Annotated in this window: 24 protein-coding genes; 15 read left to right on the forward strand and 9 right to left on the reverse strand. The window is 74.4% G+C overall.

The window, feature by feature from the left end; genetic code table 11:
- Positions 1–31 precede the first annotated feature (31 nt).
- The gene (locus tag PV343_RS00835; protein ID WP_415923435.1) at positions 32–1,225 is read left to right on the forward strand and encodes a glycosyltransferase; all 1,194 of its coding nucleotides are present in this window, start codon (positions 32–34) and stop codon (positions 1,223–1,225) included.
- A gap of 5 nt (positions 1,226–1,230) precedes the next feature.
- On the opposite strand, the gene PV343_RS00840 is transcribed toward PV343_RS00835, so the two are convergent.
- Positions 1,231–2,544: a TerD family protein gene (locus tag PV343_RS00840; protein ID WP_319144771.1), complete on the reverse strand. Its 1,314-nt coding sequence runs from the start codon at positions 2,542–2,544 to the stop codon at positions 1,231–1,233.
- A 286-nt stretch (positions 2,545–2,830) separates the two neighbouring features.
- Here PV343_RS00840 and PV343_RS00845 point away from each other — a divergent pair, with 286 nt between their 5' ends.
- The 4 genes from PV343_RS00845 to PV343_RS00860 all read left to right on the forward strand — a co-directional run bounded on the left by PV343_RS00845 (position 2,831) and on the right by PV343_RS00860 (position 7,512).
- Positions 2,831–3,277, forward strand: a complete 447-nt coding sequence (locus tag PV343_RS00845) for a DUF6643 family protein (protein WP_319144772.1) — start codon at positions 2,831–2,833, stop codon at positions 3,275–3,277.
- A gap of 42 nt (positions 3,278–3,319) precedes the next feature.
- Entirely contained in the window at positions 3,320–4,144 is an 825-nt protein-coding gene (locus PV343_RS00850) for an MOSC domain-containing protein (RefSeq protein ID WP_319144773.1), read from the forward strand.
- 214 nt (positions 4,145–4,358) lie between these two features.
- The gene (locus PV343_RS00855; RefSeq protein WP_319144774.1) at positions 4,359–4,964 is read left to right on the forward strand and encodes a hypothetical protein; all 606 of its coding nucleotides are present in this window, start codon (positions 4,359–4,361) and stop codon (positions 4,962–4,964) included.
- A 109-nt stretch (positions 4,965–5,073) separates the two neighbouring features.
- The gene (locus PV343_RS00860) at positions 5,074–7,512 is read left to right on the forward strand and encodes a right-handed parallel beta-helix repeat-containing protein (RefSeq protein WP_319144775.1); all 2,439 of its coding nucleotides are present in this window, start codon (positions 5,074–5,076) and stop codon (positions 7,510–7,512) included.
- Between the two features lie 34 nt (positions 7,513–7,546).
- Here PV343_RS00860 and PV343_RS00865 read toward each other — a convergent pair whose 3' ends face one another.
- On the reverse strand, positions 7,547–9,868 hold the full coding sequence (locus PV343_RS00865) for a hypothetical protein (RefSeq protein ID WP_388235326.1): 2,322 nt from the start codon (positions 9,866–9,868) through the stop codon (positions 7,547–7,549).
- A 294-nt stretch (positions 9,869–10,162) separates the two neighbouring features.
- Here PV343_RS00865 and PV343_RS00870 point away from each other — a divergent pair, with 294 nt between their 5' ends.
- A complete protein-coding gene (locus PV343_RS00870) occupies positions 10,163–10,993 on the forward strand; it encodes a DeoR/GlpR family DNA-binding transcription regulator (RefSeq protein WP_133920711.1) in 831 nt (276 codons plus the stop codon).
- A gap of 80 nt (positions 10,994–11,073) precedes the next feature.
- On the forward strand, positions 11,074–11,538 hold the full coding sequence (locus PV343_RS00875; protein ID WP_319144776.1) for an SRPBCC family protein: 465 nt from the start codon (positions 11,074–11,076) through the stop codon (positions 11,536–11,538).
- A 46-nt stretch (positions 11,539–11,584) separates the two neighbouring features.
- Here the strand turns inward: PV343_RS00875 and PV343_RS00880 are convergent, their stop codons facing one another.
- A complete protein-coding gene (locus PV343_RS00880) occupies positions 11,585–12,709 on the reverse strand; it encodes a PLP-dependent cysteine synthase family protein (RefSeq protein ID WP_319144777.1) in 1,125 nt (374 codons plus the stop codon).
- Between the two features lie 382 nt (positions 12,710–13,091).
- Here PV343_RS00880 and PV343_RS00885 point away from each other — a divergent pair, with 382 nt between their 5' ends.
- Positions 13,092–13,415: a hypothetical protein gene (locus tag PV343_RS00885; RefSeq protein ID WP_319144778.1), complete on the forward strand. Its 324-nt coding sequence runs from the start codon at positions 13,092–13,094 to the stop codon at positions 13,413–13,415.
- 206 nt (positions 13,416–13,621) lie between these two features.
- The gene (locus PV343_RS00890; protein WP_319144779.1) at positions 13,622–14,257 is read left to right on the forward strand and encodes an ATP-binding protein; all 636 of its coding nucleotides are present in this window, start codon (positions 13,622–13,624) and stop codon (positions 14,255–14,257) included.
- A gap of 129 nt (positions 14,258–14,386) precedes the next feature.
- On the opposite strand, the gene PV343_RS00895 is transcribed toward PV343_RS00890, so the two are convergent.
- Complete coding sequence (locus PV343_RS00895; RefSeq protein ID WP_319144780.1) at positions 14,387–14,668, reverse strand: SHOCT domain-containing protein; 282 nt, start codon at positions 14,666–14,668, stop codon at positions 14,387–14,389.
- Between the two features lie 226 nt (positions 14,669–14,894).
- On the opposite strand from PV343_RS00895, the gene PV343_RS00900 reads away from it, so the two are divergent.
- On the forward strand, positions 14,895–15,440 hold the full coding sequence (locus PV343_RS00900) for an SMI1/KNR4 family protein (protein ID WP_319144781.1): 546 nt from the start codon (positions 14,895–14,897) through the stop codon (positions 15,438–15,440).
- A gap of 27 nt (positions 15,441–15,467) precedes the next feature.
- On the opposite strand, the gene PV343_RS00905 is transcribed toward PV343_RS00900, so the two are convergent.
- Complete coding sequence (locus PV343_RS00905; RefSeq protein WP_319144782.1) at positions 15,468–16,706, reverse strand: ROK family protein; 1,239 nt, start codon at positions 16,704–16,706, stop codon at positions 15,468–15,470.
- A 31-nt stretch (positions 16,707–16,737) separates the two neighbouring features.
- Between PV343_RS00905 and PV343_RS00910 the strand changes: the two genes are divergently transcribed.
- Positions 16,738–16,866 (forward strand): hypothetical protein, encoded by a 129-nt coding sequence (locus PV343_RS00910; protein WP_319144783.1) that lies wholly within the window; start codon positions 16,738–16,740, stop codon positions 16,864–16,866.
- On the opposite strand, the gene PV343_RS00915 is transcribed toward PV343_RS00910, so the two are convergent.
- Positions 16,863–17,513, reverse strand: a complete 651-nt coding sequence (locus tag PV343_RS00915; RefSeq protein WP_319144784.1) for an alpha-ketoglutarate-dependent dioxygenase AlkB family protein — start codon at positions 17,511–17,513, stop codon at positions 16,863–16,865. The genes PV343_RS00910 and PV343_RS00915 overlap by 4 nt on opposite strands.
- 78 nt (positions 17,514–17,591) lie before the next feature.
- Between PV343_RS00915 and PV343_RS00920 the strand changes: the two genes are divergently transcribed.
- Entirely contained in the window at positions 17,592–18,728 is a 1,137-nt protein-coding gene (locus PV343_RS00920) for a methyltransferase (RefSeq protein WP_319145160.1), read from the forward strand.
- Here the strand turns inward: PV343_RS00920 and PV343_RS00925 are convergent.
- Together PV343_RS00925 and PV343_RS00930 are read right to left on the reverse strand one after the other, a co-directional pair.
- A complete protein-coding gene (locus tag PV343_RS00925; protein WP_319144785.1) occupies positions 18,715–19,593 on the reverse strand; it encodes a class II fructose-bisphosphate aldolase in 879 nt (292 codons plus the stop codon). The two genes, PV343_RS00920 and PV343_RS00925, sit on opposite strands and share 14 nt — an antisense overlap.
- A 25-nt stretch (positions 19,594–19,618) precedes the next feature.
- The gene (locus PV343_RS00930; RefSeq protein ID WP_319144786.1) at positions 19,619–20,500 is read right to left on the reverse strand and encodes an SIS domain-containing protein; all 882 of its coding nucleotides are present in this window, start codon (positions 20,498–20,500) and stop codon (positions 19,619–19,621) included.
- A 122-nt stretch (positions 20,501–20,622) separates the two neighbouring features.
- On the opposite strand from PV343_RS00930, the gene PV343_RS00935 reads away from it, so the two are divergent.
- Positions 20,623–21,402 carry a DeoR/GlpR family DNA-binding transcription regulator gene (locus tag PV343_RS00935; protein WP_319144787.1) on the forward strand — a complete coding sequence of 260 codons (780 nt, stop codon included), beginning with the start codon at positions 20,623–20,625 and terminating at the stop codon, positions 21,400–21,402.
- A 108-nt stretch (positions 21,403–21,510) separates the two neighbouring features.
- Here the strand turns inward: PV343_RS00935 and PV343_RS00940 are convergent, their stop codons facing one another.
- On the reverse strand, positions 21,511–21,906 hold the full coding sequence (locus PV343_RS00940; RefSeq protein WP_319144788.1) for a luciferase family protein: 396 nt from the start codon (positions 21,904–21,906) through the stop codon (positions 21,511–21,513).
- A 373-nt stretch (positions 21,907–22,279) separates the two neighbouring features.
- Here PV343_RS00940 and PV343_RS00945 point away from each other — a divergent pair, with 373 nt between their 5' ends.
- Complete coding sequence (locus PV343_RS00945) at positions 22,280–23,446, forward strand: MFS transporter (protein ID WP_319144789.1); 1,167 nt, start codon at positions 22,280–22,282, stop codon at positions 23,444–23,446.
- A gap of 135 nt (positions 23,447–23,581) precedes the next feature.
- A complete protein-coding gene (locus PV343_RS00950; RefSeq protein ID WP_319144790.1) occupies positions 23,582–24,322 on the forward strand; it encodes a maleylpyruvate isomerase family mycothiol-dependent enzyme in 741 nt (246 codons plus the stop codon).
- The last annotated feature ends 20 nt before the right edge of the window (positions 24,323–24,342 follow it).

The raw sequence follows: 24,342 nt of genomic DNA on the forward strand, positions 1-24,342 counted from the left end.
GATAGACGATGGGGCCTCGCGGGCCGCCCGGGTGGGGCAGACTGCGCCCGTGAGCGCGCTCGTGTGGATCACCGTCGTGTCCCTCGCCGTCTGGGGCTGGCTGCTGCTGTGCCAGGGCTTCTTCTGGCGCACGGACGTCCGGCTGCCAAGCCGCCGGGACCCGGGTGCGTGGCCGTCCGTCTGTGTCGTGGTCCCCGCCCGTGACGAGGCCGCCGTGCTGCCCGCGAGTCTGCCGTCGCTGCTCGCGCAGGACTATCCGGGCCGGGCGGAGATCTTCCTGGTGGACGACGGCAGCACGGACGGCACCGGGGAGCTGGCGCGCGAGCTGTCCCGGCGGCACGGCGGGCTGCCGCTCACGGTGGGCTCCCCCGGGGAGCCGCCCGCCGGCTGGACGGGCAAGCTGTGGGCGGTGCGGCACGGCATCGGCCTCGCACGCGCGCGTGATCCCGAATACCTGCTCCTGACGGACGCGGACATCGCGCACGCGCCGGACAGCCTGCGCGAGCTGGTGGCGGCGGCCCGTACGGGCGGCTTCGACGTGGTGTCGCAGATGGCGCGGCTGCGGGTGGAGAGCCTGTGGGAACGGCTGGTGGTCCCGGCGTTCGTCTACTTCTTCGCGCAGCTGTATCCGTTCCGGTGGATCGGCCGGCGCGGTTCACGGACGGCGGCAGCGGCGGGCGGCTGTGTCCTGCTGCGCGCGGAGACGGCCCGGAGGGCGCGGATCCCGGACGCGATCCGGCACGCGGTCATCGACGACGTCGCGCTGGCACGCGCGGTGAAGGCCGTCGGCGGTCACGTCTGGCTGGGTCTGGCGGACCGGGTGGACAGCGTGCGTCCGTATCCCCGGCTGGGGGACCTGTGGCGGATGGTGTCGCGCAGCGCCTACGCCCAGTTGCGGCACAATCCGCTGCTGCTGCTCGGCACGGTGGCCGGGCTGGCCCTGGTGTACCTGGTGCCGCCCGCGGCCGTGGTGGCCGGGGCGGCCTCGGGCGGCGCGGCGACGGCGGTGACGGGCGCGGCGGCGTGGGCGGTGATGGCGGGGACGTACGCGCCGATGCTCCGCTACTACCGGCAGCCGCTGTGGCTCGCGCCGCTGCTGCCGTTCACCGCCTTCCTCTACCTCCTCATGACGGTCGACTCCGCCGTGCAGCACTACCGGGGCCGGGGGGCGGCCTGGAAGGGCCGTACCTACGCGCGCCCCGAGGCCGTGGGCGACGAGGGCTGAGCCGGCTACTTGCGCCCCGGCGTCCAGTTCATGCCCCATCCGTAGGCGCGGTCTATGGTCCGCTGCGGGCTCACTCCGCGCTCCGGCACCAGGTAGCGCGCCTCGCGCTGCACGACGAGGTCGCCGCCGGTGCGGGTGATCAGCGCGAGCGCGCACACCGTGGAGGGGACCGTGCACTCGTCCAGGGAGAAGTCGATCGGGGCGCCGTGCTGGGGTTGCAGGGTGACGGTGGCGTGCAGGTCGGCGAAGGAGGCGGCGCCCTCGTAGATCGTGACGAAGACCAGGATGCGGCTGAAGTCCTGTAGGTGGTCGAGGTTGACGGTGAGGTTCTCGCCGCTGGCGACGGCGCCCGTGCGGTCGTCTCCGTCGAGGTGGATGTACGGCGGCCGGTGGAGTGAGCCGAAGGCGTTGCCGAGCGCCTGGACGACGCCCTTGCGGCCGTCGGCGAGTTCGTACAGGGCGCACAGGTCGAGGTCGACGTCTCCCTGCCCGGTGCCCCACCGGCCGCCCCAGCCGGTCAGTTGCTTGCGCACCTGCCAGTTGAGGTTGACGCGCAGGGAGCCCGAGGTGCCGCCCTGCTTGGCGAGCGAGACGGAGGGCGCGGCCTTGGTGAGGGTGACTTTGGACAGGCGTACCGGTGCGGACGGCTGCGCGGCCGGGGGCGGCGGCGGGGGCACGGCGGCGGTGACCGGCGGCGGCATGGTGACCGGGGGTGGGACCGGCGGGGCGGCGGGCGCGGGAGGCGGGGCGAGGGGCGGCGCGGAGGGCGGTGCGGCCGGCGTGGGCGCGGCGTGCTGCGGTTCGTCGACGGTGATGCCGAAGTCCGTTGCCAGTCCTTCGAGTCCACTGCTGTAGCCCTGGCCGACGGCACGGAACTTCCAGCCGCCCTGGCGGCGGTAGAACTCGCCGAGCACGAAGGCGGTCTCCACGGTGGCGCCGGGGCTGTCGAAGCGGGCGACGACGGCGCCGCCGCCGTCGGTCACCTCGATGTAGAGGTCGGGGATCTGCCCGAAGGTCCCGCCGTCCGCGGAGGCCGCGAGCACGATCCGCTCGATCCCGCCCTCCACGCGCGCGAGGTCGACGAGAAGGGTGTCGGTGACCTGGGCGCCGGACGTCCGCTTGCCCTCGTGGCGGACCGCGCCGGAGGCGTGCGCGGGCTGGTTGTAGAAGACGAAGTCCGCGTCGGAGCGGACCTTTCCGGCCGCCAGCAGGAGCGCCGAGGCGTCCGCGTCGGGCACGCCGGGTCCGGAGCGCCGGCCCAATTCGACGCGCAGTGCCGCCGTCGGCACCGGCGCATTCGAACCCTTCGGCATTGTCATGTCCGCCCCCATCCTGTCGGCGTCCCGGGCGTTCCCGGGCTCCCGGATCATCCCTGCCCGCCCAACCTATTCCCGGTCCCGGGGAACAGCGGCCGACGGCGCGGGAAGATCGCCGGTCAACCGCCGGTAACCCGTCGGGAGCTCGCCTTTTACAGGATTGGAAGGTTGAACGACGTCCATTTTTGCCAAGTTCGCTCTGATTGAGGATCCCTGAGCACTGCCGACACGGAAAACAACCCTCTTATCGGTCTCCCCAACCAGCACATCGTGGGCTTAACTTATGGCCATGACCTCCCCCCGCTCCACTTATGGTGGCGGCTACTACTCCGCCTCCTTCCCGGACACCCCGATCTACGACTCCCTCGTGGCCGAGCGGGGTACCCCGCAGATCGCCCCGATCCGGGTCCCCGCCGCGTACGACACGGGCAGCAGCCTGCCCGCGCTGCCCTCGGCGCTGCCCGCCCTCCCGGCGGCACCCTCCCCGCAGGTCCCCTCCTACGGCTCCTACGGCTACCCGCAGATGCAGCAGCCCGCACCGCTGCAGCAGGCGCCCACCGCGTACATCCCGCAGCAGGCGAGCGCTCCGCGCGGTTATCCCGGCCCGCAGGGCCCGCAGCCGCAGCGTCCGATGGCCGGCGGCACGGGCTACGAGGCCATGCGCCCCGCCGCACCGCGTCCGGCGCCGGCCCCGTATCAGGACCCGTACAACAACCAGCAGTACCGCGGCTACTGACCGACGCTCCCGGCGCCCGGTGCCACCTGGCACGATGGCGCCATGGGGAACGCGATACTGCAGTCGATCCACGTCCATCCGGTCAAGGCGTTCCGGGGCGTCTCGCCCCGGGAGGCCGCGGTGGAGCCCTGGGGTCTGGCTGCGGACCGACGCTGGACGCTGATCGACGACGGGGGAAAGGTCGTCACGCAGCGCGAGCAGCCACGCCTCGCGCTGGCCGCCGCCGAGCCGATGCCCGGCGGCGGCATTCGTCTGTCCGCGCCCGGACGGGAACCACTGACGGTCGCGCCGCCGGAGCCCGGGGCGACCGTGCCGGTGATCATCTTCGGCACGAAGGTGGAGGCGGTCCCGGCCGCCGGCGCCGCGGACGCGTGGTGCTCCGCGTATCTCGGCACCGGTGTCCGGCTGGTGCACATGGACGATCCGGCCGTGCGCCGTCCCGTCGACCCCGAGTACGCGCTGCCCGGCGAGACGGTGAGCTTCGCCGACGGCTACCCCCTGCTGGTGACCACCACCGCCTCGCTGGACGCCCTGAACTCCCTGATCGCCCAGGGTGATCACGCCGCCGAGGGCCCGCTGCCCATGAACCGCTTCCGGCCGAACGTGGTCGTCGCGGGCACCGAGGCGTGGGCCGAGGACCACTGGCGGCGCGTCTCCATCGGCGAGGTGGCCTTCCGGGTCGTCAAGCCCTGCGGGCGCTGCGTCGTGACCACGACCGACCAGAACACCGCCGCACGCGGCCGCGAACCCCTGCGCACGCTGGCACGGCACCGCAGGGTCGGCACGGGCCTCCTCTTCGGCCAGAACCTCGTGCCCCTCGCCCCGGGCACGATCCGGACCGGCGACCCGGTTCGGGTGGAGGCGTAGCGCCCGGGACGGCACGGTCCGGGCGGCCGCCCCGGCACACCGGCTCCGGAACGACGCGTGGAGCGGGAACCGGGCGGCGGGTGCCGGTCGTTGGGGAGGACGACATGAGAATTTCGTGAGAGGCCCCGGCCGGGAGTGACACCGCTTCCTCCCGGCCCCGGCCAGGGGACGAGCGGCTCCGCCGGGGGTAGGACGGAGCCGAAGGGGGTGGGGCGTGCGAGCGATCAGTGGCCTGTGGCGCTGGCGGCGCAACCCGCTGTGCCGCGCGACCGACCTGGCCGAGGCATGGCTGGCCCTCGCGGCGCTGGTGCTGGTCACCGTGGCCGCGCCCGTGATCGGCTCGCTGGCCGGCGCGGCCGCCGACGACTCCCTGCAGCGGACCGTGCGGGAGCAGCGCCACTCCCGTCATCTCGTCACCGCCACCGTGGTCCGCCGCCTGGGCGGCGCCTCGGCGGATTCCGACCCGGACACCAGCGCGGCGCACGACTCCGGCAGACGGGTCTTCGCCGACTGGACGGCACCCGACGGCACGGCGCACCACGGAGCGGCCCTGACCCGGCTGAAGTCACCGCGTCCGGGTGACCACTTCCCTCTCTGGACGGATCCGCACGGCCGCATGACGACGCGTCCGCTGGACTCACCGACGGCGACGACGCACGCCGTGCTCGCCGGCCTCGGCGCGGCGCTGCTGACCGCGGGCCTGGTGGAGGCCGGGCGGCGGCTGGTCGCCTGGCGCATGGTCCGGCGCAGGTACGCGCGCTGGGACCAGGCCTGGGACCGGGCGGGTCCGGACTGGGGCAAGGCGGGCACCGGCAGTTGACGGCCTTGCGGCTCTGGTCAACCCATCAGCCGCGCGCACGCTACGGTGGACCGGCCGACTCGCTTTCGGCAACGACCCGCGTTCGACGAGGTGGGGGCACAGCAACGCCATGGCACAGGGCACGGTCCAGGTGACGCACACCGGTACATCGCGGTGGCGGCGCCGCACGGGTGAGTACGCTTCGCTCGCCGCCGCCCTGGAGGCCGCCGCCGACGGTGACGTCCTCACCGTCGCCCCCGGCACCTACCGGGAGAATCTCGTCCTCGAGCGGGCCGTGACGCTGCGCGGCCCCGAGGGCTCGCCGGGCTCGGTGCGGATCGCGCCGGCCGACGGGGTGCCGCTGACCGTGCGCGCCTCAGCGGTGGTCCAGGACCTGCACGTGGAAGGCCAGGACGCGGCCGCGCCCGCCCTGCTGGTGGAGGAGGGCACGCCCGAGCTGATGGACCTGCGGATCGTCACGCGGTCCGCCGCGGGCATCGAGGTGCGCGGCGGGGCCCGCCCGACCGTCCGGCGCTGCACCGTCGACAACCCGGCCGGCATCGGCATCGCCGTCCTCGACGGCGGTGGCGGGGTCTTCGAGGAGTGCGAGATCGTGGCGGCCGGGCAGGCGGGGGTCGCCGTCCGCGGCGGCGCCCATCCGCGTCTGGACCGCTGCCGGGTGCACCACGCCTCCGGCACCGGACTGACCGTGACCGGGGAGAACTCCGCTCTGGAGGCGTTCGGCTGCGAGGTCTACGAGGTCCGGGGCGCCGGGGTGCAGGTCACCCAGCGGGCCACCGCCCACCTGACCGACTGCGATGTGCACCGCACCACCGCCGACGGCGTCACGCTCGACACGGACGCCGTCCTCACGCTCGCCGACTGCCGGATCCACGACGTCCCCGAGAACGCGGTGGACCTGCGGTCCCGTTCGGTGCTGACGCTGACCCGGACGACGGTCCGTCAGTTCGGGCGCAACGGCCTGTCGGTGTGGGACCCGGGCACCCGGGTGGACGCCAACCAGTGCGAGATCTTCGACAGCACCGGCGACTACCCGGCGGTGTGGGTGAGCGACGGCGCCACGGCGGTCCTCGACTCCTGCCGGGTGCACGACGTGCCGGACGCGCTGTTCGTGCTGGACCGCGGTTCCCGCGCGGACGTCGTGGACAGCGACCTGTCCCAGGTGCGCAACACGGCGGTGTCGGTGAGCGACGGCGCCACCGCGCAGCTCGACGACTGCCGGATCCGGGAGGCGGCCACCGGCGCCTGGTTCCGCGACCACGGCAGCGGCGGCACGCTCGCCAACTGCACGATCGACGGCACCCAGACCGGTGTGATCGTCACCAAGGGCGCCGACCCGACCATCGAGCGGTGCACGGTCGACTCCCCCGCCGAGGCCGGCTTCTACGTCTCCGCCGGGGGCCGCGGCACCTTCCTGAACTGCCGGGTCAGCGGCAGCGGCGGCTACGGCTTCCATGTGATAGACGGCTGCCGTACGACGCTGCGCAAGTGCCGTACGGAGCGGTGCGCGCGCGGCGGTTACGAGTTCGCCGACCCGGGCCCGGACGCGGGCGCCGGCACGGGGCCGGTCGTGGAGGACTGCACCAGCGACGAGGGCGGCGGACTGCGGCCGCCCGCTGCCCGGGAGCCGGCCGTGCAGTCGGTGCCGTCGTCAGCCGGTCTGCTCGGTTCCATCCCGGGGCAGCGCGTCACCGAGCAGGAACCGCTGATCACCCCGGCCGAGCCGGAGCAGCAGGCCCGTACGTCGAAGGACGTGCTCGGCGAACTGGACGCCCTGGTGGGGCTGGAGAGCGTCAAGCGCGAGGTGCGGGCGCTGACCGACATGATCGAGGTGGGCCGGCGCCGGCAGCGGGCGGGGCTGAAGGCCGCCTCCGTCAAGCGGCATCTGGTCTTCACCGGCTCCCCCGGCACCGGCAAGACGACGGTCGCCCGGCTGTACGGCGAGATCCTCGCCTCCCTCGGGGTCCTGGAGAAGGGCCACCTGGTCGAGGTCTCCCGGGTCGACCTGGTCGGCGAGCACATCGGCTCCACCGCGATCCGCACCCAGGAAGCCTTCGAACGGGCGCGCGGCGGTGTGCTGTTCATCGACGAGGCCTACGCGCTGTCTCCCGAGGACGCCGGGCGCGACTTCGGCAAGGAGGCCATCGACACGCTGGTGAAGCTGATGGAGGACCAGCGCGACGCGGTCGTGGTGATCGTCGCCGGCTACACGGCCGAGATGGAGCGCTTCCTTTCGGTCAACCCCGGTGTGGCCTCCCGCTTCTCGCGGACCATCACCTTCGGCGACTACGGACCCGACGAACTGCTCCGGATCGTGCAGCAGCAGGCCGACGAGCACGAGTACCGGCTGGCGCCGGGCACCGCCGAGGCCCTGCTGAAGTACTTCACGGCGATCCCGAAGGGGCCGGCGTTCGGCAACGGGCGCACGGCACGCCAGACGTTCGAGGCGATGGTGGAGCGGCACGCGAGCCGCGTCGCCCAGCTCGCGGACCCCAGCACCGACGACCTGACCCTGCTCTACGCGCAGGACCTGCCGGAACTGCCCTGAGGCCGGCGCCCCGGCGGGCGTCCGGCGCGGCCCGTCACCCGGGCGTCCCCTCGTCGGGGCGCTGTCCCGGCAGGCCGGGCCGCAGACGCGCCAGCAGCAGGGCCCGCTCCCGGGCGAACGCGGGATCGGCCTGGTAGTCGGAGTGGCCGAGGAGGGGCGCGGGGAGCGGATGCTCGGGGGTGCGGCCGTAGGCCAGCGGGTCCTCGAGGGGCCCGTGGTCCACTTCCGGACCGCAGTCGCCGGGCAGCCGGACGGGCCCGCCGATCGGATCGGTGCGGCGGTGCAGATTGCGCCAGCAGGCGACGTCGCGGTGCAGCGCGGCCAGGGCGCGCGGGCCGAAGTACGCGGGGAACCAGCGGCCGTACAGGCGCTCCAGCGGTGAGCCGTAGGTGAGCAGCGCGACGCGCCCGCGGACGGCGGGGGTCAGTTGCCAGGCGGCGGCCGCGGCCAGGACGCTGCCCTGGGAGTGGCCGGACAGCACCAGACGGCCGCCGGTGCGGCCGGTCCAGGTCGCCATCCGCCAGGTGAGGTCGGGCACCGCGCGTTCGGCGTAGCAGGGCGGGGCGAAGGGGTGGGCGGCGCGCGGCCAGAACGTGCCGACGTCCCACAGGATGCCGATGGTGCGGCGGGCGGAGGCGTCCTTGTAGGCGCGCCGGCCCCAGGTGACGAAGAGCAGGAAGCCGAGACCGACGAGCCAGGAGCCGAGCGCCTGCGAGGTCTCGGCCGCCGCGTGGACGACGGGGTACGCCCGCCGGGCCGCTCCCTGCGGGGTACGGCCGGTGGCCAGGGAACCGGTCAGCGCGGCGGCCCCCAGCAGCAGGGTGGTGGCGGAGAGCACGGCGAGCAGCAGCGGCGCCCGGTCGGTGAGGGTGGCCATGGCCCGGACATGGGCGATGCGGCGGGTGCGGGAGGGGTCCTCGGGCTCGCCGGGGTGCTCATGGCGTACGCGGTCGCGTTCGGCTCGGGCCATCCGCGCGGTGCGCAGGGCGAGTACGGCGGTGGGGGCGAGCAGCACCAGCAGCAGCGGCGGGATCAGGGACGCCTGCCAGGTCAGCAGCACCGGCGGCCCGTCCAGCAGGGCGCGGGTGCCGTCCAGCCAGTCGGCTACCCGCTGGGCGAGTCCGCCGGTCATCACCCCGCCGAGCGCGCAGCCGAGCAGCGCGACCGCCGGGCCGCCGAGACCGCGCATCCCGGCGCGCGGGTCCGGACGGCGGCGGTGCAGGTCGTGGGCGACGGCCGCGAGCACGACGACGAGCAGGCCCTGGGCCAGCATCAGGGCGCCGAAGGCCGGGTCGCCGGGCAGCCGGCCGGTGGAGCGCCAGCCGGGGCGCGCCCAGCCCGCGTACAGCACGGCGAGCAGCAGCAGGACGAGCGCGCCGAGCGGCAGGCGGCGGACGAGGTGCCGGTCGAGACGCCGGTCGAGGCGGTTCTCGCTGCGACCCCGGCGGCAGACCACGCCCACCACGGCGGCCGCCCAGCCGGCCAGGGCGGCGATGAGGGCCCAGCCGAGGGCGTCCAGCGGGGCGGGGCCGCCGGGGCGGTGGTCGAAGCGGGCCGCGGGTGTGGCGACGGCGGCGGCCACGGTGAGCAGGCCCGCGGCGGTGTGGGCCGCGCGCAGCCGGGCCACCAGGCGGCGGCCGTACCAGAAGCCGGGGCGGGCCAGGGCGTTGTCGTCGCTCCGCGGTTCCGCGTCGTGGTCCATCGGCCGGTGCGACTCGTAGGCGCTCCAGGTGCGGTGGGAGAGGTACCAGAGCAGGGCGGTGAGCGCGGCCGGCGCGGCCGCGGCGAGGGCGAGCCGGCGGCCGGGCGGGCTCCACCAGCCGTCGCCCGAGGCGGCCGGGGAGAGGAAGCCGAGCCAGGAGTGGCGGCCGGCGCAGGCGGTGACGCCCGCACACTGCCAGGCGACCAGGTCGAGGGCCACCTCGCAGGCGGCGGCCATCAGCAGCACGGTGAGGGTGAGGGCGGCCAGGCGCACGAGGAGGCCGTAGCACCGGACGGTGCGGCCGCGGCCGTCGGCGGCGGGCCGCATCCAGTGGGCGAGGTTGACCACCATGAAGGGCAGTAACAGCAGCCACAGGGCGCGGCCGGCGTCGCCGGAGGTCAGGTTGCACCACACGTACGCCTCGCGCACCGGGCCCCGTCCGGCGGGGGCGTCCCCGATGTGGTCGGCGCGCCGGAAGACCGCGGCGGTGTCGTCGCCGGTGATCCGGACCGTGCGCGGGTCGCCGAGCATCTTCTCCGGGGTGGCGCCGCCGACCCCGTGCACCAGGAGTTCCAGCTCGGTCCCCGCTCGCGTGGGTCGCGGGGCGGGTGGGTCCGGCTCCCGGCCCGTGATGTGCCCGTGCGCACGCTCCACTGTTCTCGCACTTCCCCCGTGACGCGCCTGGCGGCCTGTGTCCGTGCGGCATCAGGATCCCGGTCGCGGGGCCGCCGCGCACCTCCCGGCGCGAAAACTCCCCGATCCGTGTGACGCCGGGCGGGGGGCAGCGGGGCGCGGTGTGCCGGATGGCATGTGCGCGTCGTGACGGGGAGTGGCGCAACCGGTGCCCTGCCGTGAAAGGATGGACGCCCCGCGCCCGAGGACCGCTGGACGTCCAGGTCGGAGCCGGTGCGGCGGACGACGGATCACGGCGAGAGGACCGGAGCTTACGTGAGCGAGAATCAGAACCTCCTCGCGGAGCAGCGCCGCGCCCTGATCCTGGACGAGGTCCGGCGCCGGGGCGGCGTCCGGGTGAACGAACTAACCCGCAAGCTCGGTGTGTCGGACATGACCGTCCGCCGTGACCTCGACGCGCTGGCCCGTCAGGGCATGCTGGAGAAGGTGCACGGCGGCGCGGTCCCGGTGGTCGAGGCGAGCACGCACGAGCCGGGCTTCGAGGCCAAGTCGGGCCTGGAGCTGACCGCCAAGGAGGACATCGCGCGGGCCGCGGCCCGGCTGGTCAGCCCGGGTTCGGCGATCGCCCTGTCGGGCGGCACCACGACCTACGCGCTGGCGCAGCACCTGCTGGAGGTGCCGGACCTGACCGTGGTGACGAACTCGGTCCGGGTAGCCGACGTCTTCCACGCGGCGCAGCGCACCTCGGGACAGCGCCAGGGCGGGGCCACGGTGGTGCTGACCGGCGGGGTGCGCACCCCGTCCGACTCGCTGGTGGGCCCGGTCGCCGACCAGGCGATCGCCGCGCTCCACTTCGACCTGCTGTTCCTGGGCGTGCACGGGATATCGGTGGAGGCGGGCCTGTCCACGCCGAACCTGGCGGAGGCCGAGACCAACCGCCGGCTGGTGCAGTCGGCGCGGCGGGTCGTGGTGGTCGCCGACCACACCAAGTGGGGCACCGTCGGGCTCAGTTCGTTCGCCGCGCTGGAGCAGGTGGACACGCTGGTCACCGACGCGGGTCTGCCGGGCGAGGCCCGCTCGGAGATCTCCGAGCACCTGCGCCGCCTCGTGGTCGCGGGTGAGCCCGAGGACGACGAGGACCTCTGACGACTTCTGACGGACCGTCGGCTAGCCTGGCGGCGCAACGCCCCGGTTCGCCCGAGGACTTCACGAGGGGGTTCGTCGCCATGGCTCACCGTCTGCGGCCGGAGGGGCTCGACTTCGTCGGGACCGCCCCCGCACGGCTCGTCTTCACCCGCGAGATCGCGGCCGCTCCGGAGGCGGTGTTCCGGGCGCTCGCGGAGGACGTGCCGGGCTGGCCGGAGTGGTTCTCCGCCGTGTCGTCGGCCCGGCCGACCGAGGGCGGCCGCGAGGTGCGGCTGCGGGGCGGGACTCGCTTCCTGGAGTCGGTGCTGGTGGCGAAGGCTCCCGAGGTGTACGCGTACCGGGTAGACGTGACGAACACCCCGGGGGCCCGGGCGTGGATCGAGGAGTGGCGGCTCGCCCCGGCCGGGACCGGGACGCGGGTGCGGATGACCTTCGCCCTCGACGGTACGGCCGCGTTCCGGCTGGTGTGCCGTCTCGTCCGGCCGGGCGTGGGCCGCGCGTTCCGGGACGCCGTCACCGCGCTGGACCGGCGGCTCGCCGGATAACGGCGCCCGGGAGGGGCGGGGCGCGAGGGCGGGAGTCGGGTGCGGCTCAGTCCGTCCACATGCCGGTGGCCAGCAGCGAGTCGATCGCGGCCGTGTACGGGGCGATGTCCAGTCCCTGCTCCCCCAGCCAGTCGTCGGAGTAGTACTTGTCGAGGTAGCGGTCCCCGGGGTCGCACAGCAGGGTGACGACGCTGCCGGTGCGGCCCTCGGCGACCATCTCGGAGACGATCTTCAGCGCGCTCCACAGGCCGGTGCCCGTGGAACCGCCGGCCTTGCGGCCGATGGCCCGTTCCAGGGCGCGTACGGCGGCCACGCTGGCGGCGTCCGGGACCTTCATCATCCGGTCGATGGCGCCGGGCACGAAGCTCGGCTCCATGCGCGGTCTGCCGATGCCCTCGATGCGCGAGCCGCAGTCACAGGTGACGTCCGGATCGCCGGCGGTCCAGCCCTCGAAGAAACAGGAGTTGTCCGGGTCGGCCACGCAGATACGGGTGTCGTACTGCATGTAGTGCACGTACCGCGCGAGGGTCGCCGACGTGCCGCCGGTGCCGGCCGTGGCGACGATCCAGGCGGGCTCCGGGAACCGCTCGAGCTCCAGCTGGCGGAAGATCGACTCGGCGATGTTGTTGTTGCCGCGCCAGTCGGTGGCCCGCTCGGCGTAGGTGAACTGGTCCATGTAGTGGCCGCCGGTCTCCACCGCGAGGCGGGCGGACTCCTCGTACATCTTGCGGGAGTCGTCCACGAAGTGGCAGCGGCCGCCGTGGAACTCGATGAGACGGCACTTCTCGGCGCTCGTCGTGCGCGGCATGACGGCGATGAAGGGCACGCCGATCAGCTTGGCGAAGTACGCCTCGGAGACGGCCGTCGAGCCGCTGGACGCCTCGATCACCGGGCGGTCCGGGCGGATCCAGCCATTGCACAGGCCGTAGAGGAACAGGGACCGGGCCAGGCGGTGCTTGAGGCTGCCCGTCGGGTGCGTCGACTCGTCCTTCAGGTACAGGTCGATGCCCCACCGCTCGGGCAGCGGGAAGCGCAGCAGGTGCGTGTCCGCCGAGCGGTTGGCGTCGGCCTGGACCTTGCGCACGGCCTCTTTCAGCCATGTGCGGTAGGCGGCGTCGCTGCGGTCGACGTCGAGGGTGGCGCCGGTCCGGGTCTGCGGGGTGGTGCTCACGGCGGGGCTCCTTACAGTGGGCGCCGACGGCGGCTCACGCGCCTGGCACTTCGAGCATAGGCGTCTTCCGCACCGCTTCCCACCTGCATAAACGCATCTTTGAGCCACTCAAAGCGGGGCTGGGGCACACACGTGGGGCGCGCGCGGGGGCGCATTGGCGCGAGTGCTCCGGAGGCCCGTCGCACGCGCCCCGCGTGTACTGGTGCTCCCGGCCGCATCGGGGCAGACTGCACCGGGCGGGACGATCGTCCCGAACGGGGGCGCACGCCGCACCGGGGCACGACGACCGTACGGTCCCGGGGCGGCAGGACCGGAACACGGGCCGGAACCGGACCCACGCGGGCCGGCGGCCGGCGAGCGACGCGCAAGGGGGCGGCAGGGAATGGCGGAGCCGGAGTTCACGGCCACGGGCGTGCAGATAGGCAAACGTCTGCGTTCGCTCACCCGGGCCGGACAGGTCCGGATCAGCGACGGCAGGGTGGAGTTGCTCACCAGCTACGGCAGCGAGATCGACAGCGCGCCGGTGCAGGCCGTGCGGGCCTCCAAGCCGTGGTTCGGCACGGAGGACCGGGCGACGGCGGACCTCAACGGCAACCGTTACCTGCTGCGGCTCGGCGAGCACGATCCGGCACCGGGCGAGCCGGGGCCGCCGGCGGCGCGGCGGTTCATCGAGGCGGTGCGCCGCGCGGCCGGACGTGACGGCTGAGCGGGGTTCCGGGCGGGGCGAGTTGCGGGAGCGCATCCGCTGCGTCACGCTGGTCTCACGTCACTCTGGGTTTACCGGCGATAACGCTGCGAACCAGCCCGCCGGCCACGACAGCAGGCGGACGTTTGGACGCAAGCACCCTGCTGGATCCGTTGTTCTCCGTGTTCCTCCGGTTCGACCGGACCTCACATCGGGGAGTCGCAGCCGTGATCAGTCATCCAAGCAGGCACTGCACGGTGGAGCTCCAAGCCCTGCCGTCGCGGATCGGCCAGGTCCGCAGAATCGTATCTGCGCAGTTGCGCTACTGGCATCTCGACCCGTTGATAGACCGCGCCGCACTCGGTGTGACCGAGCTGCTCAGCAACGTCCACCGGCACGCCCGCCCGGACAAGTCGTGCGTCGTCGAGCTGGAACTGCTGGTCGACCGGCTCACGGTCTCGGTGCGCGACCACGATCCACGCCTTCCGGTGGTGGCGGACGCGGCGGAGGACGCCGCGCTGTCCACCTGCGGCCGGGGGCTGGCGATGGTGGCCGCGATGAGCGAGAGCTGGGGCGCGCGCCCGGAGGGCGAGGACGGCAAGGTCGTCTGGTTCACCCTGCCGGCGACCACCACGTCCCGCCCGCAGCCGGCCCGCTCCCCCCGCCGCACCCCCGAGCAGCAGCCGGCCCCCCGCCGCGCCCAGACGCACCCGACCCCCACACCGGTCACCGCGGCTCCGGTCGTCACAGCTCCGGTCACCGCGCCCGTCGTCACCACCCCGGTCGTCACCGCTCCGGCCCCCGCCGTGGCCCACGCGGCGACCGCCCCACCGACCCCCGCCCGGTCCGCTGTCCCCGGCTGACCGGGCGGTGACCACGCCGACACGAACGCGCGGACGGTGAGCCATGACGACCTGCCGCCCGCGCGCCGTGCTGCGGCGCTGACATGGGCGTGCCCGACGGGCTGCGCCGCGTCAAGACAGCCGGTGTGCTCACGCGGTGCCCCGCTTGCCGGCGGGGCCGAACTGTTCCTCCAGTACGGAGAGGCGGCGCCAGTACTCTTCCTCGTCGATCTCGCCGGAGGCGAAGCGGCGGCCGAGGACGGCGAGGGGTGAGTCGCCCGTCGGGCGGCCGCTCATCGGTCCCCGCCAGGGGCCGCCCCGGCCGGTGCGGCGCAGCAGGGTGACGGCGCCCACCACCACGAGCGCCCAGATCAGCGGGAAGAACAGGATCCACGGGCCGGGTCCCCCGTGCCAGTTCGCGAGCGTCTGCATCTCGGTTCATCTCCGTAAGTCGTCGGGGATTTCGGGTGATGCCACGAGGTTCCCTCCGGCAGGGGGTCCGGGTCGTCGTGCGGCCGGCGGCAGTACGGGTACCTCAGCGGGAGTACGGCCGCAGGGCACGGCTGCTCCCGGCGGACGCGGGCCGCGCAGCACAGGGGGCCCGCAACGCCCTGGGGGCCCGGCCGGCGTTGTCAGTCCCGCTGGCTAGTCTGCGCGGATGACCACCACTGACGACACCGTCACCGCCGACGACCGCCGCTTTCCCGCGGCGCTGGCCGCGGCGCTCGCCCTCCCGTTCGACTACGCCGACGGTGACGGGGTCGATTTCGAGCCGTTCGACAGCTTCGTCTCCGCCGAGGAGACGACCGACTGGTTCCGGTCGTGGACCGGCAACAAGGAGGTCGGCGGCGACGGCTTCCGGGTGTTCGGCATGGACGGCACCGGCGGGTACGCGGCGTTCTGGCTGGTCCGCCCGGACCGGGAACTCGCCGCCCAGCCCGTCGTGTTCCTCGGGTCGGAGGGCGAGACGGGAGTGGTGGCCCGTGACCTCGCCGACTTCCTGTGGGTCCTGGCCGACGGGGTCGGGCCCCAGGAGGCGATCGACCACTACGAGCTGGGTCTCACCTCACGGCCGGACGCCGAACGGACGGCGCTGGCGGAGCGGTCCGCCCCCGGGCGCGGCCGTCCGGCCGAGGAACTGGTGCGGCTGGCCCGGGAGGAGTTCGCCGACTTCGACGACGTGATCATGGCCCTCTGCGGATGAGGCGGCAGCACCCCGCACAGCGGTTCGTCACCGGAGCGCGCCCAGCGGGTCGTCCAGGACCGGCTGCCAGGCCAGCTCGGCCGCGCCGACCAGGCTGTTGTGGTCCAGGGTGCAGGCCAGGATGGGGACACCGCCGCTCTGGCCCCACAGGCTGCGGTCGGCGACGACCGCGCGCAGCCGGTCGGGGTCGGTCTCCAGCAGGGTGCGGTGCAGGCCGCCGAGGATGATGCGGTCGGGGTTGAGGAGGTTGACCAGACCGGCCAGGCCCAGGCCGAGACGGTCGATGAGGGTGTCGGCGGCGGCGCGGACGGCCGGTTCGGCGTAGCGCGTGCGCAGCAGGTCGTCGGCCTGCTGGAGCAGGGAGACCTCGGGGCCGGGCGCGCGGCCCGCCTCGACGAGCAGCGCCAGCGGATCGGTCTCGACGTCGAGGCAGCCCCGGCTGCCGCAGTGACAGGGTCGGCCCCCCGGGTTGACGGGGAGGTGACCGACCTCCAGGGCGAGACCCGAACTGCCCGTGTGCAGGCGGCCGTCGAGAACCAGGGCACCGCCGACGCCCCGGTGCCCGGAGGCCACGCACAGCAGGTCACGGGCGCCCCGGCCGGAGCCGTGCCGGTGCTCGGCGAGTGCGGCGAGGTTCACGTCGTTGCCCGCGAACGCGGGACCGGTGATGCCCGCCTCGCGCACGCGTTCGGCGAAGATCCGGCGCACCGGGGCGCCGGCCGGCCAGGCCACGTGGAGGGGGTTGAGGGCCAGGCCGTCGGGTTCGGCGACGGCCGAGGGGACGGCGAGCCCGGCGCCGACGCAGCGGCGGCCGGTCGTGCGCAGCAGTTCGGCGCCCGCCTCCACCACGGAGCCGAGCACCTTCGCCGGGTCGGCGTCGACGGTCTCGCGGCCCGGCGCGGTCGCCACGATGCGTCCGCCGAGGCCGACCAGCGCGGCCCGGAAGCCGTCGGCGTGCACCTGTGCGGCTAGCGCCACCGGCCCGTCCTCGGCGACCGCGAGCCGGTGCGAGGGGCGCCCCTGGGAGCCGGCCGCCGCGCCCGGCCGGGCGTCGACACGGATCAGCCCGAGCGCCTCCAGCTCGGCGGCCACCGCCCCGGCCGTCGCCCGGGTGACCCCGAGTTCGGCGGTGAGCACGGCCCGGGTCGGCGCCCGTCCGGTGTGCACGAGCTCCAGCGCGGGTCCGAGCGCGCCGCGCCCCCGGTCAAGCCGCGCCCTCGGGGTGGTCCCTTCCCCCGCCGGCCGGGGGTCCGCCTTGCCGCTCATGACGTGGAGTCTCCCATGATCCGCACCCCTCGTGGCCTGCCCCCTGATCTTCGGCACCGCCGTGGCCCGCGCCCTGATCTGGAGCCCGCTCACCCGCACGGTGACGTTCGGCGTGGTCTGGAGCCCGCTCACCCGCCCGGTGACGTTCGGCGTGGTCTAGAGCCCGCTCACCCGCAGGGTGATGTTCAGCCGCCCGGTGAGCCCCAGCTCCGGCGGCGCCGTACCGGGGAGCATGCGCGGCACCCCGTGGTACGCGAACCGGGACGGCCCGCCGAAGACGAAGAGGTCCCCGCTGCGCAACTCCACGTCGGTGTAGGGCTTCGTGCGGGTCCGCGGGTTGCCGAAACGGAAGACGCAGGTGTCGCCGAGGCTCAGCGACACGACCGGCGCCGGCGCCCGCTCGTCGCTGTCGCGGTGCATGCCCATGCGGGCCTCGCCGTCGTAGAAGTTGATCAGCGCGATGTCGTACGGCTCGGCCGGTACCGCCCGCGGGCCGAGCGCGTCGGCCACCGCGTCCCGGCTCAGCTCGCCCAGCCAGTCCGGGAAGGGCTTCACCGGGGCGCCGTCGCCGTCGACGACCGTGCGGGCGTAGGCGTACGGGTACCAGTGCCAGCCCAGGCAGACCTGCCGGGCGGACATCGTGCCGCCGCCCGGGGTGCGGACGGTGCGCAGCCCGGCCGGGGGGCGCGCCCACTCCCGGCAGGCGGCCAGCAGCGCACGCTGCCGCTCGGCACCGAGCCAGTGCGGGACGTGCACGGCGCTCGGCGCGACCTCGGCCCGCCCCCGTTCGAACAGTTCCACGTCCATGCGCTCCATCCTGCCCGAGCGCCGGGCGACCGGCCCTGAGCTGCGGCTCGGCTAGCCTGGAGCACGATGAACGACCGTATGACGACTCCGTGGGCCGAGTTCGAGCTGTCCCGCTTCCCCGAGGACCCCCGCGACCGGCTGCGCGCCTGGGACGCCTCCGACGCGTACCTGCTGCGGCATCTGGCCGAGGAGGGGGTGCCGCTCACCGGCGCGGTCGTGGTGCTCGGCGACCGCTGGGGCGCGTTGGCGACGGCCCTCGCGGAGCACCGGCCGACCCAGATCACCGACTCCTTCCTCAGCCAGGAGGCGACCCGGGCGAACCTGGCGCGGGCCGGTGTCGAACCCGGTGCCGTGCGCCTGCTGACCACCCAGGACCCGCCGCCGGAGCGGGTGGACGTGCTGCTCGTGCGCGTACCCAAGAGCCTGGCGCTGCTGGAGGACCAGCTGCTGCGGCTCGCGCCGGCGGTGCACGCGGACACGGTGGTCGTGGGCACCGGGATGGTGAAGGAGATCCACACCTCGACGCTGCGGCTGTTCGAGCGGATCCTCGGGCCGACCCGTACCTCGCTGGCGCGGCAGAAGGCGCGACTCGTCTTCTGCGCCCCGGACCCGGCGCTGCGGCGGCCGGCCAACCCGTGGCCGTACAGCTACGCGGTCCCGGACGGGGTCGGCGCGGTCTCGGGGCACACGGTGGTGAACCACGCGGGTGTCTTCTGCGCCGACCGGCTCGACATCGGCACCCGGTTCTTCCTGCGGCACCTGCCGGCCGGTCCGGGTGCCGGGCGCGTGGTGGACCTCGGCTGCGGGAACGGGGTCGTCGGTACGGCGGTGGCGCTGGCCGACCCGGAGGCCGAGGTGCTGTTCGTCGACGAGTCGTTCCAGGCGGTCGCCTCGGCGGAGGCGACCTACAAGGCCAACGGGGTTCCCGGACACGCCGAGTTCCGGGTCGGGGACGGCCTGGCCGGGGTCGCGCCGGACAGTGTGGACCTCGTCCTGAACAACCCGCCGTTCCACTCGCACCAGGCGACGACGGACGCGACGGCGTGGCGGATGTTCACCGGGGCGAAGCGCGCGCTGCGCCCCGGTGGCGAGCTGTGGGTGATCGGCAACCGGCACCTGGGCTACCACGTCACGCTGAAGCGACTGTTCGGCAACAGCCGGCTGGTGGCGAGCGACCCGAAGTTCGTGGTGCTGAAGGCCGTCAAGCGAGGCTAGCGCGCCCGCTCCGGGCCCCGCCGAGGACGCCGATGATGCGGGCCACCTCCCGGGCCATGGCGTCCCGGCCCACGCTGAGGTACTTGCGGGAGTCGACGGCCTCCGGGTGGGTGGCGAGGAAGTCCCGGACGGCGCCGGTCATGGCCGCGTTGAGGGCGGTGCCGACGTTGACCTTGGCGATGCCGCCCGCGACCGCGGCGACCAGCCCGTCGTCCGGCACGCCGGAGGAACCGTGCAGGACGAGCGGGACGGACAGGGCGGCGGACAGCCGCTTGAGCAGCCCGTGGTCGAGGGTGGCGGTGCGGGTGGTCATGGCGTGCGCGCTGCCGATGGCCACGGCGAGCGCGTCGACCCCGGCGCCCGCGACGAAGTCGCGCGCCTGGTCGGGGTCGGTGCGGGCGCCGGGCGCGTGGGCGTCCAGCGCGGGCAGACCGGCCTTGCCGCCGATCTGTCCCAACTCGGCCTCGATCCACAGACCTTGGGCGTGTGCCCAGTCGGCGGCCGCTCGGGTGGCGGCGAGGTTGTCGGCGTAGGAGAGCCGGGCGGCGTCGTACATCACCGAGCTGAACCCGGCCTCGGGCGCCTGGCGCAGCAGGTCGGCGCTCTGGACGTGGTCGAGGTGCAGGGCGACGGGCACGTCCGCGCGTTCGGCCGCCGCGACGGCGGCGCGGGCCAGCGGCAGCAGTCGTCCGTAGCGGAACTTGACGGCGTTCTCGCTGACCTGGAGGACGACGGGGGCACCGGCGGACTCGGCTCCGGCGATGACGGCCTCGACGTGTTCCAGGGTGATGATGTTGAAGGCGGCGACCGCGGAGCGGGCTCCGGCGGCCCCGCCGACCAGTTCGCCGGTGGTCACGAGGGGCACGGCTTGTCTCCCTTCCGGGGGTGGGTCAAGGAGCGAGGATCACCGAGCGGGTGAGGTGGCGCGGCCGGTCCGGGTCGAGTCCTCGGCGGGCGGCGACGGCGACGGCGAGGCGCTGGACGCGGACGAGTTCGGCCAGCGGGTCGAGGGTGCCCTCGACCCAGTGGCCGCCGGTGGCGCGCACCTGTTCGGCGAGGCCGGCGGGTGCCTCGCCGAGCATCCAGGTCGCGGTGCCCTCGGTGGTGATGCTGATGGGCCCGTGCCGGTACTCCATCGCCGGGTAGGCCTCGGTCCAGGACAGGGACGCCTCGCGCATCTTGAGGCCGGCCTCGTTGGCGAGTCCGACGGTCCAGCCCCGGCCGAGGAAGGTGAACTGCGCGCAGTCGACGAGTCCTTCGGGCAGGGGGGCCGACAGGGCGGTGCGGGCGTCGGTGACGGCCGCTTCGGTGTGCAGGCCGAGGTGGGTGCGCAGGAGGGTGAGCGCGGTGGTGGCGAACCGGGTCTGGACGACGGAGCGTTCGTCGGCGAAGTCGAGGACGACGAGGTCGTCGGCGGCCGTCGCCACGGGGGTGGCCGGGTCGGCGGTGACGGCCGTGGTCCGCGCGCCGCCGCGCACCTTGCCTAGGAGGTCGAGCACTTCGGTGGTGGTGCCGGAGCGGGTGAGGGCGACGACCCGGTCGTAGGACCGGCCGCGCGGGAACTCGGAGGCGGCGAAGGCGTCCGTCTCGCCCTGCCCGGTGGCCTCCCGCAGCGCGGCCACCGCCTGCGCCATGAAGTACGACGTCCCGCACCCGACGACGGCGACCCGCTCCCCCGCGTCCGGCAGTGCGGCGGCGTACCGACCGGCCTCGTGGGCCGCGCGCGTCCAGCATTCCGGCTGGCTGTTCAGCTCGTCCTCGACATGGCTCATGCCACACCCTCCCTTGCTGATTGTTCTTGCAAGATATAGCGCATTTTCGAGCACAATCAAGCAGACGCGCGCGGAGACAGGTGCGCTAGGGTCGCCGGGAGGACGGAGAACGGAGGCTGCGGATGTCCCGGGACGCCCGCTGGAAGGCGCTGCTCGAACTGCTCGTCGAGCGCGGGCGGCTGGAGGTCGAGGAGGCGGCGGCCGAGCTGGGCGTGTCGGCGGCGACGATCCGCCGGGACTTCGACCAGCTCGCCGAGCAGCAGATGCTGGTGCGCACCCGGGGCGGCGCCGTGGTGCACGGGGTGTCGTACGAGCTGCCCCTGCGCTACAAGACGGCCCGCCGCGCCTCCGAGAAGCAGCGGATCGCCAAGGCGGTGGCGGACCTCGTGACACCCGGCGAGGCGGTCGGGCTGACCGGCGGAACGACCACCACGGAGGTGGCCCGCGCGCTGGCCGTGCGCGGCGACCTCGGCTCCGGCTCGCCCGCGCTGACCGTGGTGACGAACGCGCTCAACATCGCCAACGAGCTCGCGGTGCGGCCCCAGTTCAAGATCGTGGTGACCGGCGGGGTCGCCCGCCCGCAGTCCTACGAGCTGATCGGTCCGCTCGCGGACGGCGTGCTCGGCCAGATCACCCTCGACGTCGCCGTCCTCGGCGTGGTCGCGTTCGACGTCACGCACGGCGCGGCGGCGCACGACGAGGCGGAGGCCGCGATCAACCGGCTGCTGTGCGAGCGCGCCGCCCGGGTGGTCGTGGCCGCCGACTCCAGCAAGCTTGGCCGGCGGGCGTTCGCCCGCATCTGCGCGACGGAAGCGGTGGACACGCTGGTCACCGACGCGGCGGTGGACGAGGACACCGTGCGCCGCTTCGAGGACGCGGGGGTCCGGGTCCTCGCCGTCTAGGCCGTGTCGGCAAAGTCCCGTCGTCCGCCCGGGCGCCGTGGGGCAGGCGGGGCGTTGTGGACACGGCCCAGGGCCCGTCGCCCGGCCGCCGGTGTCCGCCCCGCCGCGTCAGACGCCCCCGTGGTCGGCCTTCACGAATCCCGCCCCGCGCTGGTCGTTGCAGCCCGACACCGCCCGGCCGACCGGGTCGGGCCAGGACTGCCGCGCCTGGAGCGCCACGCTGACCAGGGTCAGCAGGAGGTCGACGTCGCTCGCGGCGTCGAGGCGGAGGGTCACCCAGGGCGAGCCGGGGACGATCCTGATGGCACCCGAGCCCTTGAAGTCCTTGGTGAACCGCCGGACGGCCCGGTCGGTCAGCAGGAGGTCGACGTCACGGTCCGAGTGGAAGTGGGCGATCTCGCCCTGGGCCGAGCGCACGGCCTGCCCCAGGCCGCAGCTCGGGACGGACTGTCTCAGGTCCGGCCAGGTCGCCAGTTGCGCAAGTGCGCGCGAGGCCAAGGTCATGGGCCCATCATGACCTGCTCACCCCTCCGCAACCAGCGCGTGCGCAAGCATTAACCGACCTGTTTCCGACGGCGGATCGCCCGGGCCCCGGCAGGTGGACCCCCGAACCGACCCCTCCGCGGACGGGGTTGACCGACCGCGACCCGGCGCTCACCGTGAAGTGTCCGCTGGTCGGGAGTACTTCGGGGCGCTTTCCGCCTACGGGACTCCGCCCGACGAACAGCCGCACGCGCGACAAACACGAACGATCGTTCTCCGGCACCCGCGCCCGGCACCCGCAACCCGGCCATCGGGACCCCTCTTGCCCGACCCCGGCACCCACACCTAGCCTGATTTTGTGCCGCAAATAAACAAAACCCGATCGCACAGCGTCGTGCCGGGCCCCGACCTCACCGCGCTGCGCGTGGCGATCACCGCCTTCTTCGCCCTGGACGGCTTCGTCTTCGCGGGATGGGTCGTCCGCATCCCCGACATCAAGCACCAGACCCACGCCTCCGTGGGCTCCCTCGGCCTCGCCCTGCTCGGCGTGTCGGCCGGCGCGGTCGTGACCATGACGCTCACCGGACGGCTGTGCCGCCGCTTCGGCAGCCACCTGGTGACCGTCGTCTGCGCGGTGCTGCTCTCGCTCGGCGTAGCCCTGCCCCCGCTGACCCACTCCGCCCTGACCCTCGGCGCCGTACTGCTGGCCTTCGGCGCGGCCTACGGGGGCATCAACGTGGCCTTCAACAGTGCCGCCGTCGATCTGGTGGCCGCCCTCGGCCGGCCGGTGATGCCCAGTTTCCACGCGGCGTTCAGCCTGGGCGGGATGATCGGCGCGGGCCTCGGCGGACTGGTCGCCGGCGCGCTCTCCCCCACCCGCCACCTGCTCGGTCTGACCCTCACCGGCCTGCTGGTCACCCTGGTCGCGGGACGCGCCCTGCTCCGGCACGAGCCGCCGCCCCCGGCTGACCGCACCCGCCCGGAACCGGCGGGCGGCCGGCGCCCCGGCAGCCGGGTCCGCGGCCTGGTCCTCGTCCTCGGTCTGATCGCCCTGTGCACCGCCTACGGTGAGGGCGCCATGGCCGACTGGGGCGCCCTCCACCTCAAGCAGGACCTGGCGGCGTCGTCCGCGACGGCGGCGGCCGGCTACGCGTGCTTCGCGCTCGCCATGACCGTCGGCCGGCTGAGCGGGACGCGGCTGCTGGAACGCCTCGGCCGCACCCGGACCGTGATCGCCGGCGGTACCACCGCGGCGACCGGCATGCTGCTCGCCTCGCTCGCCCCCGCGCTGTGGGCGGCACTGCTCGGTTTCGCGGTCACCGGTCTGGGACTGGCGAACCTGTTCCCCATAGCCGTGGAGCGCGCGGGCGCGCTGGCCGGCCCGTCCGGCGTCGCCGTCGCCTCGACGCTCGGCTACGGCGGCATGCTCCTCGGACCACCCGCGATCGGCTTCATGGCCGACTGGTCCTCCCTCCCCACTGCCCTCCTCAGCGTCGCCGTACTGGCCGCGACCGCCGCGGCGGTCGGGGGGCTGATGACCCGCAGGGTGACGAGCACCTGAGGTGCCACACCTCCCGGGTCACGCCACCGGGCGGCGCGTGCCGCCGCGAACGCGGGCGGGAACAGCGGCGGGTCGGCGGAAACCGGTGCAGCGGACCGGCACCGCCGGGCCCCGCCGTCCGGCACACTCACCCCCATGGAGACTGCCGAATTCCTCACGACCCTGGACCGGGAGGGTCGCCTGCTGGCCGCGGCCGCCGCCGAGGCCGGTACCGACGCCAAGGTGCCCACCTGCCCCGAGTGGCAGGTCGCGGACCTGTTGCGGCACACGGGCGCGGTGCACCGGTGGGCCGCCGCGCTGGTCGCCGACGGACACACCGCTCCCCGGCCGCTCGGCGACGGCCCGGACCTGGACGGCGCCGAGCTGGTGGCCTGGTACCGGGACAGTCACCGGCTGCTGGTCGACACCCTGGCCGCCGCGCCGGCCGATCTGGAGTGCTGGACCTTCCATCCGGCGCCCTGCCCCTCGCCGCTGGCGTTCTGGACCCGGCGGCAGGCGCACGAGACGGCCGTCCACCGCTACGACGCGGAGAGCGCCCGGGGCGGCACGGCGTCCCCGATCGACGCCGGGTTCGCGGCCGACGGCATCGACGAGCTGCTGCGCGGCTTCCACGCCCGCCCCAGGAGCCGGGTGCGCACCGAGCGGCCGCGGGTGCTGCGGGTGCGGGCGGTGGACGCCGGGGCGGACGCCGTGTGGACGGTACGGCTCTCCGCCGAACCGCCGGTGACCTCGCGGGACGCGGCGGGCGACGCCGAGGCCGAACTCATCGGCCCCGCCGAGCGGTTGTACCTGGCGCTGTGGAACCGGGGACCCGTGCCGAGCGTGACGGGCGACCGTTCGCTGGCGACGCTGTGGCGGGAGACCTCGGGGATCTGAGGCCGCGGCCGGCCTCCGGC

The organism is Streptomyces sp. WI03-4A (assembly GCF_033792105.1).
Classification (GTDB): Bacteria; Actinomycetota; Actinomycetes; order Streptomycetales; family Streptomycetaceae; genus Streptomyces; species Streptomyces collinus_A.

Bases quoted from the DNA above. Each gene is read 5' to 3' on its own strand.
- PV343_RS00935 (WP_319144787.1), top strand. From the start codon at position 20,623: ATGTCCCGGGACGCCCGCTGGAAGGCGCTGCTCGAACTGCTCGTCGAG.
- PV343_RS00875 (WP_319144776.1), top strand. From the start codon at position 11,074: ATGGCTCACCGTCTGCGGCCGGAGGGGCTCGACTTCGTCGGGACCGCC.
- PV343_RS00920 (WP_319145160.1), top strand. From the start codon at position 17,592: ATGACGACTCCGTGGGCCGAGTTCGAGCTGTCCCGCTTCCCCGAGGAC.
- PV343_RS00930 (WP_319144786.1), bottom strand. From the start codon at position 20,500: ATGAGCCATGTCGAGGACGAGCTGAACAGCCAGCCGGAATGCTGGACG.
- PV343_RS00895 (WP_319144780.1), bottom strand. From the start codon at position 14,668: ATGCAGACGCTCGCGAACTGGCACGGGGGACCCGGCCCGTGGATCCTG.
- PV343_RS00845 (WP_319144772.1), top strand. From the start codon at position 2,831: ATGACCTCCCCCCGCTCCACTTATGGTGGCGGCTACTACTCCGCCTCC.
- PV343_RS00915 (WP_319144784.1), bottom strand. From the start codon at position 17,513: ATGGACGTGGAACTGTTCGAACGGGGGCGGGCCGAGGTCGCGCCGAGC.
- PV343_RS00905 (WP_319144782.1), bottom strand. From the start codon at position 16,706: ATGAGCGGCAAGGCGGACCCCCGGCCGGCGGGGGAAGGGACCACCCCG.
- PV343_RS00940 (WP_319144788.1), bottom strand. From the start codon at position 21,906: ATGACCTTGGCCTCGCGCGCACTTGCGCAACTGGCGACCTGGCCGGAC.
- PV343_RS00950 (WP_319144790.1), top strand. From the start codon at position 23,582: ATGGAGACTGCCGAATTCCTCACGACCCTGGACCGGGAGGGTCGCCTG.
- PV343_RS00860 (WP_319144775.1), top strand. From the start codon at position 5,074: ATGGCACAGGGCACGGTCCAGGTGACGCACACCGGTACATCGCGGTGG.
- PV343_RS00840 (WP_319144771.1), bottom strand. From the start codon at position 2,544: ATGACAATGCCGAAGGGTTCGAATGCGCCGGTGCCGACGGCGGCACTG.
- PV343_RS00885 (WP_319144778.1), top strand. From the start codon at position 13,092: ATGGCGGAGCCGGAGTTCACGGCCACGGGCGTGCAGATAGGCAAACGT.
- PV343_RS00900 (WP_319144781.1), top strand. From the start codon at position 14,895: ATGACCACCACTGACGACACCGTCACCGCCGACGACCGCCGCTTTCCC.
- PV343_RS00850 (WP_319144773.1), top strand. From the start codon at position 3,320: ATGGGGAACGCGATACTGCAGTCGATCCACGTCCATCCGGTCAAGGCG.